Here is a 9,226-nt window from a genome sequence, read left to right as displayed (position 1 = left end):
TTAGTGCATCACAACCACAAAGCGCAAAAAATGAGCCTGCAAAGCGCTAGTTAGGAATCTGGTGTTGCAGTTTTGCCACCAGGCTGGCCGCGAGCGGCCTTGGCTTCGTTCGGTCCTGGAAATAATTATGCCAGTATCGGAAGAGGGCCTCCGCCAAGGCGCGGACGGGTATCATCCAAGCCGTTGAAAGTGTGGCCGGACCAGAATTTTTGCGAGCCGCGAAAAAATTCTCCCGCAGCCGGTTTTCTGCGCCGGTTTTTTTGCTATGAGAGATGTGCCCGCGGGAGGAAGATGTCGCGGGCGGAAGGCGAACCGGCCTGACCGGGAGGAATTGTCATGTATCTGGGACTCGATCTCGGGACGTCCGGCGTCAAGGCGCTGTTGATGGACGGCGGACAGAACGTCATCGGCTCCGGCCATGGCGCGCTGGAGGTCTCGCGTCCCCATTCCGGCTGGTCCGAGCAGGACCCCGCGGACTGGATCCGCGCCACCGAAGAAGCTGTCGGCGAGCTCAAGTCGAAGCATGCGACCGAACTGGCCGCCGTGAAAGGCATCGGCCTCTCCGGCCAGATGCATGGCGCGACGCTTCTCGACGAGCGCGACCAGGTGCTCCGTCCCTGCATTCTCTGGAACGACACGCGAAGCCATGCCGAGGCGGCGAAGCTGGACGCCGATCCGCGCTTCAGAAAGATCACCGGCAACATCGTATTTCCGGGCTTCACCGCACCGAAGCTCGCCTGGGTCAAGAACAACGAGCCGGCGGTGTTCGCCAAGGTGCGCTGGGTGCTGCTGCCCAAGGATTACCTGCGGCTGTGGCTGACCGGCGAGCATATGTCGGAAATGTCCGATTCGGCTGGCACTTCGTGGCTCGATGTGGCCGCACGCAAATGGTCGCCGGAACTGCTGGCCACCACCGATCTCGAAGAGCGGCAAATGCCCGGGCTGGTCGAAGGCACGGAGCAGGCGGGCTCGCTGCGCTCCGAACTCGCGAGCCGCTGGGGCATGAACGCCAGCGTGGTCGTTGCGGGCGGCGCCGGCGACAATGCGGCGTCGGCCTGCGGCATGGGTACGGTGCGGCCCGGGCATGCCTTCGTCTCGCTTGGCACCTCGGGCGTACTGTTTGCCGCCAACGGCTCCTATTTGCCGAACCCCGAAAGCGCGGTTCACACTTTCTGTCACGCGCTGCCCAATGCCTGGCATCAGATGGGCGTCATCCTGTCGGCGACGGATTCGCTGAACTGGCTGTCGGAAATCACCGGCAAGGAAGCGCGCGGACTCACCGACGAACTCGGCGAGGCGCTGAAAACGCCTAGCGGCGTCACGTTCCTGCCCTATCTTTCGGGCGAGCGGACGCCACATAATGACGCGGCGATCCGCGGTGCGTTCGCGGGACTCGGCCATCAATCGAGCCGCGCGGTGCTGACGCAGGCCGTGGTCGAGGGCGTCGCCTTCGCCTTCCGCGACAGCCAGCAGGCGCTGCACCAGGCAGGCACCGAACTCAGCCGCGTGACCGCGATCGGCGGCGGCTCCCGCTCGCGCTATTGGCTGAAGTCGATCGCCACCGCGCTGCAGATTCCCGTCGACATCCCGGCGGACGGCGACTTCGGCGCGGCTTTCGGCGCCGCGCGGCTTGGCCTGATCGCTGCGGAAAATGCCGATCCGTACGAGGTCTGCGCCGCGCCGGCGACAGCCGAGACGATCGAACCCGACGCTAAACTTGGCGGCGCCTATGCGCATGCCTATGAGCGCTACCGGGCGCTCTATCCAGCCATCAAAGGAGTTTCGTGATGACCACTGGTTTCTTCGGCGACGTCAGCAAAGTGAAATATGAAGGGCCGGATTCGACCAATCCGCTCGCCTATCGGCACTACAATCCCGACGAGGTCGTGCTCGGCAAGCGTCTGGAGGACCATCTCCGCTTCGCCGTCGCCTACTGGCACTCCTTCGCCTGGCCGGGCGGCGACCCGTTCGGCGGCCAGACTTTCGAGCGGCCGTGGTTCGGCGACACGATGGAATTGGCGAAGCTCAAGGCCGATGTGGCTTTCGAGATGTTCTCGCTGCTCGGCGTGCCCTATTTCTGCTTCCACGACGCCGATGTGCGGCCCGAAGGCAGCAACTTCGCCGAAAGCGCGGATCGCCTCGACGAGATCGCCGACTATTTCGCCGGCAAGATGCAGGAGACCGGGACAAAGCTGCTCTGGGGCACGGCGAACCTGTTCTCGCACCGCCGCTATATGGCAGGCGCTGCGACCAATCCCGACCCGGAAGTCTTCGCCTATGCGGCCGCGACGGTGAAGTCGTGCATCGACGTCACCAAGCGGCTCGGCGGCGTGAACTACGTGCTGTGGGGCGGACGCGAGGGCTACGAGACGCTGCTCAACACCGATCTCAAGCGAGAGCGGGAGCAGGCGGGGCGATTCCTATCCATGGTCGTCGACTATGCCAAGAAGATCGGCTTCAAGGGCACGATACTGATCGAACCCAAACCGCAGGAGCCGACCAAGCATCAGTACGACTACGACGTCGCCACCGTCTACGGCTTCCTGAAGGATTTCGGGCTGGAGAAGGAGGTGAAGGTCAATATCGAGCAGGGCCACGCCATCCTGGCCGGCCATTCGTTCGAGCACGAACTGGCGCTCGCCAGCGCGCTCGGCATCTTCGGCTCCATAGACATGAACCGCAACGACTACCAGTCGGGCTGGGATACCGACCAGTTTCCCAACAACGTGCCGGAAATGGCGCTCGCCTACTACCAGGTGCTCCAGGCCGGCGGCTTCAAGACCGGCGGAACCAATTTCGACGCCAAGCTCAGGCGCCAGTCGCTCGACCCGCAAGATCTGCTGATCGCCCATATCGGCGGCATGGATTGCTGCGCGCGCGGGCTGAAGGCGGCGGCCCGGATGATCGAGGACAAGGCTCTGTCGGGGCCACTGGAAGAGCGTTATGCCGGCTGGACTCAAGCCGGCGCACAGGCCATGCTCAAGGGCGAGCGCACGCTGGAGCAGATTTCCGAGTGGGTGCTGAAGGAAGGCCTCGACCCGCAGCCGAAGTCCGGCCGGCAGGAATTCTTGGAGAACGTCGTCAACCGCTACGTGTGACCCGGCGCGGCGCGCGGAGGTTGCCTCGCACAGTAATAAAAGCGATAAAAAAGGTTCATCCGCTCGCCGCCTGATTGCCCCAATGCCGCCCTCAATGCGCCGTCTCCAACGGCCAAATTGGGAGCATGGGACAGAATCACGAAAGACCTCATGCGATTAGTCCTCGCGAGCCCGCGATCGAGGCGTTGCTGTCTCGGCCAGAAGCCGATTCCATCGTCGATCTCCTGCTTTCGCTGCCGGGGCAGGAGATAGATGAGGCCGACACATTCAATCGGATCGTCAAGGATCGGCTGGAGGCGAAACTCGCCGACAGGGTGCGGTCGCTGATCGGCGACGACGGATACCAACGCGCCGCTTGACCCAACGTGCGAATTGGGACGGGAGGATTTGACCTCCAGTGCCGGCTTGGCCATCCTTGGGCGATGATCAGCGGTGTGCTTCTGGATCTTGCCGGCGTCATCTATGATGGCGACAGGGCGATACCGGGCGCGGTCGGCTCCGTGGCGCGGCTGCGCGAGGCGGGGCTGCCGCTGCGCTTTGTCAGCAACACAACGCGGTCGACGAGATGGACCGTTCTCGATCGGCTGAGCGGCTTCGGCATTTCCGTGCCGGAGGATGAGCTTTTCACGCCGGCACGGGCGGCGCGCGAGTGGCTTGCCGGCCGCGGACTGTCGCCGCATCTGCTGGTTCATCCCGATCTCGAGGCGGAGTTCGAGGGCCTGCCGGAGCATGGCAGGCGCGCCGTCGTCATCGGGGATGTCGGCGAGACGCTCGATTATACGTCGTTGAATCAAGCGTTTAGGGAATTGAGCCAAGGGGCCGACTTCCTGGCGCTGGCCAGCAACAGGGCGTTCAAGGACGCCGACGGCAAGCTCAGCCTCGACGCGGGACCGTTCGTTGCGGCCCTGGAATTTGCCTGCCAGCGGCCGGCGACAGTCCTCGGCAAGCCGTCGCCGGACTTCTTCCAGGCAGCACTTTCCAGCATGAATTGCCCGCCGGGGGAGGCGGTCATGGTCGGCGACGACGCCGAGGGCGATGTCGCGGGTGCGCTCAGCGCCGGGCTATCGAGCGCGCTTCTGGTGCGCACTGGCAAGTACCGGCCTGGCGACGAAACGCGCTTCGAACCGCGGCCGACCGCGGTCTTAACCGATCTTGCCGACGCAGCCGACTGGATCGTCGCCCGCAAGAAGTGAATGCGCCGTTTCGCACCCGTGGATGGATTTCCGGCCCTTTCGGCGTCACGCACAGAAAAGTCTGTTGAATTCCAGTGGGATAGTGGATTCTGGCTGAATTTTCCGGGCTTATTTGTTCATTTTGCCTCGCGCAGCTCCAACAGACGAGCCAACCACGCGAAAAGGGGCTATCCCCGGCGCATTCTTACCGGGGCTGCCCCGAAGGTTTTGGAAAACGCCCGCGAAAAGCCGGCGGCGCTGGAAAAGCCGCTGCGTTCGGCGATATCGGCCATTGCCAGCCGCGTGTCGAGAACCAGCCGGCGGGCGGTGTTGAGGCGCAACCGCAGGTAGTAGGCGCCGGGCGTCTCGCCGATGGACTTGCCGAAGATGCTCTCCAGGGTGCGGGCGGTGACGCCGGCGCGTTTGGCGATTGCCGCGATCGTCAGGGGACGGTCGACATGCGATTCCATCAGCCGGATCGCCTGGGCGAGCCGCGGGTCGTAGCCGTCGAGCCGGCCGAGCGAGACGAGCGGTTGCGCGTCGGTCGCGGCGCGCGCCTGGTCGTAGATGAAGACGCTCGCGACATCGAGCGCCACGGCCATGCCTAGCCGGGTGCGGACGAGATGCAGCATCAGATCGAAGGTCGGCGATGCGCCGCCGGTGGTGAAGACGGGACCGTCGATGACGTAGCGGTCGGGGCGAACGTCGGCGCCGGGGAAGGCGGCGGCAAAATCCTCCATGTCTTCCCAATGCGTCGTCGAGGCGCGGCCTTCGAGCAGGCCGGCGCGGGCAAGCAGCCATGTGCCGGCCTCGACGCCGCCGCAGGCGCGGGCGCTGCGGGCTGTCCTGCGGATGCCGGACAGCAGCTTCTGGCCGCCTTCGGTCCGGGAACCGAAGCCGCCGACGACGATCAGCACGTCTGCCTTTTCCCCCGGATCGAAACGCCCGCTGACGGCGACCGGCAGCCCGGAGGTGGTGACCGGCGGCTCTCCATCGGCGGAAACGATCTTCCAGTCGAAAAGCGTTTCGCCGCAAATGCGGTTGGCGGCGCGCAACGGATCGACGGCGGAGGCGACGCACATGATCGAAGAGCCGGAAAAGACGAGGAAAGTCAGCTTGAGGGGGCTGCGTTCTGGAAGAAAGATCGACGGCTTTTCGTTTTTGGTCATGTAGGCTTCGTAAAACGCAAAACAGCTTTTCGCAAGTCGGTCATGATCGGGGTGAAACGGTAGGCTGAGCGTCAGATCTCAGAGGCTGGCGCCGCCCCTCACCCTTACCCTCTCCCCGTGAAGAACGGGGAGAGGGGGCGTCAACGTTGGTGCTCCCCTACTACGTCGTTATGGGAAGGGGGTAGGGCGCGACGCCGGCGACCCCCTCTCCCCGTTCTTCACGGGGAGAGGGTAAGGGTGAGGGGCAGCGCCGACGCAAGACAGGAGCGCTTGCGCTCACAGGGAGGATTTCCATGGGTCTGAACCCAAGTCGCAATGTTTTCATCACCTGCGCCGTCACCGGTTCCGGCGACACGACCGGGCGCTCGGACAAGGTGCCGGTGACGCCGCGCCAGATCGCCGATGCTTCGATCGAGGCGGCGAATGCGGGCGCTGCGATCGCTCATATCCATGTCCGCGATCCGCAGACCGGCAAGGGCGCGCGCGACGTCGCGCTGTACGAGGAGGTGCTGAACCTCATCAAGCAGTCGGGCGTCGACATGGTCATCAACTTCACCGCCGGCATGGGCGGCGACCTGACGCTCGGCAATCCGGAACAGCCGCTGCCGCCGTCGCCCGTCGGCACCGACATGGTCGGCGCCACCGAGCGGCTGGCGCATGTCAGGAAATTGCTGCCGGAAATCTGTACGCTCGATTGCGGCACGATGAATTTCGGCGAGCAGGACTATGTCATGACCAACACGCCGCCGATGCTGAAGGCGATGGCGGCGCAGATCCAGGCGCTCGGGGTGAAGCCCGAGGTCGAGATTTTCGATACCGGCCATCTGCTGCTGGCCAAATGGCTGCACGGCCAGGGCCTGCTCGACGATCCTGTCATGGTGCAGCTTTGCATGGGCATTCCGTGGGGTGCGCCGGACGACATCGCGACGCTGACGGCGCTGACCGCCAATCTGCCGTCCGACTGGATCTTTTCGGCCTTCTCGATCGGCCGCAACCAGATGCCCTATACCGCGGTGGCGCTCGCGGCCGGCGGCAATATCCGCGTCGGGCTGGAAGACAATATCTGGCTCGACAAGGGCGTGCTCGCCACCAATGGCGCGCTGGTGGAACGCGCGGTGAAGATCGCCGAAAACATGGGCTCGCGCATCATGGGCCCGGAGGACGTGCGCAAGAAGTTGAAACTGACGAAGCGGTGGTAAGGGCATGAGCGTCATTGGAAAGGCCGCGGCGATCGGCGGTGGGGTCATCGGCGCGGGGTGGGTGGCGCGGCTGCTGCTCAACGGCATCGACGTTTCGATCTTCGATCCCGATCCGGAGGCATCGCGAAAGGTCGGCGAGGTGATGAAGGGTGCGCGCCGCGCCTACAGGCAGATGCTGCCGGATGGGTTGCCGAAAGAGGGAAAGCTGACCTTCGCCAACACCATCGCCGAGGCTGTCAGGGATGCCGACTTCATCCAGGAGAGCGTGCCGGAGCGGCTGGACCTGAAGCACAAGGTGCTGGCCGAGATTGACGCCCACGCGCCGGCCAACGCCATCGTCGGTTCATCCACCTCCGGCATCAAACCGTCCGACATGCAGACCGCGATGAAATATCCGGAGCGGCTGGTCGTCGGCCATCCGTTCAACCCGGTCTATCTGCTGCCGCTGGTCGAAATTGTCGGCGGCAAGGATACGCTGCCGGAGGCGATCGATGTCGCCAAGGAAATGTACGCCTCGATCGGCATGAAGCCGGTGGTGATCCGCAAGGAGATCGAGGCCTTCGTCGGCGACCGCCTGCTCGAGGCGGCATGGCGCGAGGCGCTGTGGCTGATCAAGGACGGCATCTGCACCGTCGAGGAACTCGACGACATCATGCGCTATTCCTTCGGCCTGCGCTGGGCGCAGATGGGGATGTTCCAGGTCTATCGCGTCGCAGGCGGCGAAGCCGGCATGCGCCACTTCATGGCGCAGTTCGGGCCGTGCCTGAAATGGCCGTGGACCAAGCTGATGGACGTGCCGGAATTTAATGACGAACTGGTCGACCTGATTGCCACGCAATCGGACGAGCAGGCGCATGGCCTGTCGATCCGCGAGCTCGAAAAAATCCGCGACGACAATCTGGTCGCGATCATGGACGCGCTGGGCAAGCAGAACAAGGGCAAGGGCTGGGGCGCCGGCGCGCTGCACAACGACTATACGAAGCGGTTGGCAAAGCTGGCGAAGAAACCGGCGTCGAAGGCTGCGGAGAAGGCCAAGGCTGGGAAGCCGAAGAAAAAGAAGAAGGGCTGAGGCGGTGTCGTGCGTCCTTCGACAAGCTCAGGATGAGGACCGTTGTGTGCTGGCGGGCTTGCAATATTGAGGTGGGTGCTGGCCTTGCAGATTAAGGTTGGTGCAGACCTGCCTGATCTTAAGCACCCACAGTCCTCATCCTGAGCTTGTCGAAGGACGCACGACCAAACCCTGCAACAGGTGATGTGAACATGGATTTCGGCCTAACGGAAGAACAGCGGCTGATCGTCGACACCACGCGGGCCTTCGTCGAGAACGAACTCTATCCGCATGAGGCCGAGGTCGAGCGCACCGGCGTTCTGCGCCGGGAACTGATCGATGAGCTGAAGGCAAAGGCGATTGAGGCCGGGCTTTATGCCGCCAATATGCCGGAGGACGTCGGCGGCGCCGGGCTCGATACGGTGACATGGCTGCTCTACGAAAAGGAGCTTGGCCGCGCCAATTATGCGCTGCACTGGACCTGCGTGGCGCGGCCGTCGAACATCCTGCTCGCCGGAACGCCGGAGCAGCGCGAGAAATATCTGTTTCCGTGCATCCGCGGCGAGAAATCCGACTGCCTGGCGATGACCGAACCGGGCGCGGGATCCGATCTGCGCGGCATGAAGGCGACCGCCGTTCAGGACGGCGGCGACTGGGTGCTCAACGGCACCAAGCATTTTATCTCCCACGCCGACATCGCGGATTTCGCCATCGTATTCATGGCGTCGGGGGAAGAAGATTCGCCGCGCGGCAAGCGCAAGAAGATCACCGCCTTCTTCGTCGACAAGGGCACGCCGGGCTTCACCGTGCGCGACGGCTACCGCAACGTCTCGCACCGCGGCTATACGAATTCGATCCTCGAATTCGACAATTGCCGTCTGCCCAAGGAACAGGTGCTCGGCGAGGTCCACAAGGGCTTCGAGGTCGCCAATTCGTGGCTCGGCGCGACGCGGCTGCAGGTTGCAGCAACTTGTCTCGGCCGCGCCGAACGCGCGCTCGGCCACGCCATCGAATATGCCGCAAGCCGCGAGCAGTTCGGCCAGCAGATCGGCAAGTTCCAAGGCGTGTCGTTCAAGCTCGCCGACATGGCGACTGAACTGAAGGCGGCCGACTTGATGGTGTTCGAGGCCGGCTGGAAATACGACCAGGGCACTGTGACCGACCAGGACATGGCGATGGCCAAGCTCAAGGCTACGGAAATGCTGGCCTTCGTTGCTGACGAGGCCATCCAGATCCATGGCGGCATGGGCCTGATGGACGACCTGCCGCTGGAGCGCATCTGGCGCGACGCGCGCGTGGAGCGGATATGGGAAGGCACGAGCGAGATCCAGCGGCATATCATTTCAAGGGCGATGCTCAGGGCGGTGGGGGGATGATGGCGCGACTGCGAATGGACTTGGGACTGCCCCCTCCACCGCCTTCGGCGGTCCCCCTCCCCCGTAAACGGGGGAGGATCCACGCTGCGGCCGGCCGTGACCTCGGATCCTCCCCTGCGAAGCGGGGGAGGGGGACCACGCGAAGCGTGGTGGAGGGGGCATTT

General features: G+C 64.0%; 8 protein-coding genes. 7 read left to right on the top strand and 1 reads right to left on the bottom strand.

Going from position 1 to position 9,226, the window contains the following annotated elements:
- Positions 1–336 precede the first annotated feature (336 nt).
- The 4 genes from xylB to G6N73_RS17275 all read left to right on the top strand — a co-directional run bounded on the left by xylB (position 337) and on the right by G6N73_RS17275 (position 4,291).
- Entirely contained in the window at positions 337–1,788 is a 1,452-nt protein-coding gene (xylB, locus tag G6N73_RS17290; protein WP_165029752.1) for a xylulokinase, read from the top strand.
- Positions 1,788–3,098, top strand: coding sequence for a xylose isomerase (gene xylA, locus G6N73_RS17285; RefSeq protein ID WP_165029750.1), 1,311 nt, complete (start codon positions 1,788–1,790; stop codon positions 3,096–3,098). Before xylB ends, xylA begins: the two co-directional genes overlap by 1 nt.
- A gap of 125 nt (positions 3,099–3,223) precedes the next feature.
- On the top strand, positions 3,224–3,457 hold the full coding sequence (locus G6N73_RS17280; RefSeq protein ID WP_165029748.1) for a hypothetical protein: 234 nt from the start codon (positions 3,224–3,226) through the stop codon (positions 3,455–3,457).
- 63 nt (positions 3,458–3,520) lie between these two features.
- Positions 3,521–4,291, top strand: a complete 771-nt coding sequence (locus G6N73_RS17275) for a TIGR01458 family HAD-type hydrolase (protein WP_165029746.1) — start codon at positions 3,521–3,523, stop codon at positions 4,289–4,291.
- A 167-nt stretch (positions 4,292–4,458) separates the two neighbouring features.
- Here G6N73_RS17275 and G6N73_RS17270 read toward each other — a convergent pair whose 3' ends face one another.
- Positions 4,459–5,439, bottom strand: coding sequence for a GlxA family transcriptional regulator (locus G6N73_RS17270; RefSeq protein ID WP_165029744.1), 981 nt, complete (start codon positions 5,437–5,439; stop codon positions 4,459–4,461).
- A 293-nt stretch (positions 5,440–5,732) separates the two neighbouring features.
- Between G6N73_RS17270 and G6N73_RS17265 the strand changes: the two genes are divergently transcribed.
- From G6N73_RS17265 to G6N73_RS17255, 3 genes are all read left to right on the top strand, one after another.
- On the top strand, positions 5,733–6,638 hold the full coding sequence (locus G6N73_RS17265) for a beta-keto acid cleavage family enzyme (RefSeq protein WP_165029742.1): 906 nt from the start codon (positions 5,733–5,735) through the stop codon (positions 6,636–6,638).
- Between the two features lie 4 nt (positions 6,639–6,642).
- Complete coding sequence (locus tag G6N73_RS17260; protein WP_165029740.1) at positions 6,643–7,707, top strand: carnitine 3-dehydrogenase; 1,065 nt, start codon at positions 6,643–6,645, stop codon at positions 7,705–7,707.
- Positions 7,708–7,898: 191 nt separating this feature from the next.
- Positions 7,899–9,062, top strand: coding sequence for an acyl-CoA dehydrogenase family protein (locus G6N73_RS17255; RefSeq protein WP_165029738.1), 1,164 nt, complete (start codon positions 7,899–7,901; stop codon positions 9,060–9,062).
- The last annotated feature ends 164 nt before the right edge of the window (positions 9,063–9,226 follow it).

It is taken from the genome of Allomesorhizobium camelthorni (assembly GCF_011045125.1).
GTDB lineage: Bacteria > Pseudomonadota > Alphaproteobacteria > Rhizobiales > Rhizobiaceae > Allomesorhizobium > Allomesorhizobium camelthorni.
The sequence above is the reverse complement of the archived record's forward strand: the minus strand, read 5'-3'. Positions and strand labels throughout refer to the sequence as shown.

Coding starts and splice junctions, on each gene's coding strand:
- xylB (WP_165029752.1), top strand. CDS start 337: ATGTATCTGGGACTCGATCTCGGGACGTCCGGCGTCAAGGCGCTGTTG.
- xylA (WP_165029750.1), top strand. CDS start 1,788: ATGACCACTGGTTTCTTCGGCGACGTCAGCAAAGTGAAATATGAAGGG.
- G6N73_RS17280 (WP_165029748.1), top strand. CDS start 3,224: ATGGGACAGAATCACGAAAGACCTCATGCGATTAGTCCTCGCGAGCCC.
- G6N73_RS17275 (WP_165029746.1), top strand. CDS start 3,521: ATGATCAGCGGTGTGCTTCTGGATCTTGCCGGCGTCATCTATGATGGC.
- G6N73_RS17270 (WP_165029744.1), bottom strand. CDS start 5,439: ATGACCAAAAACGAAAAGCCGTCGATCTTTCTTCCAGAACGCAGCCCC.
- G6N73_RS17265 (WP_165029742.1), top strand. CDS start 5,733: ATGGGTCTGAACCCAAGTCGCAATGTTTTCATCACCTGCGCCGTCACC.
- G6N73_RS17260 (WP_165029740.1), top strand. CDS start 6,643: ATGAGCGTCATTGGAAAGGCCGCGGCGATCGGCGGTGGGGTCATCGGC.
- G6N73_RS17255 (WP_165029738.1), top strand. CDS start 7,899: ATGGATTTCGGCCTAACGGAAGAACAGCGGCTGATCGTCGACACCACG.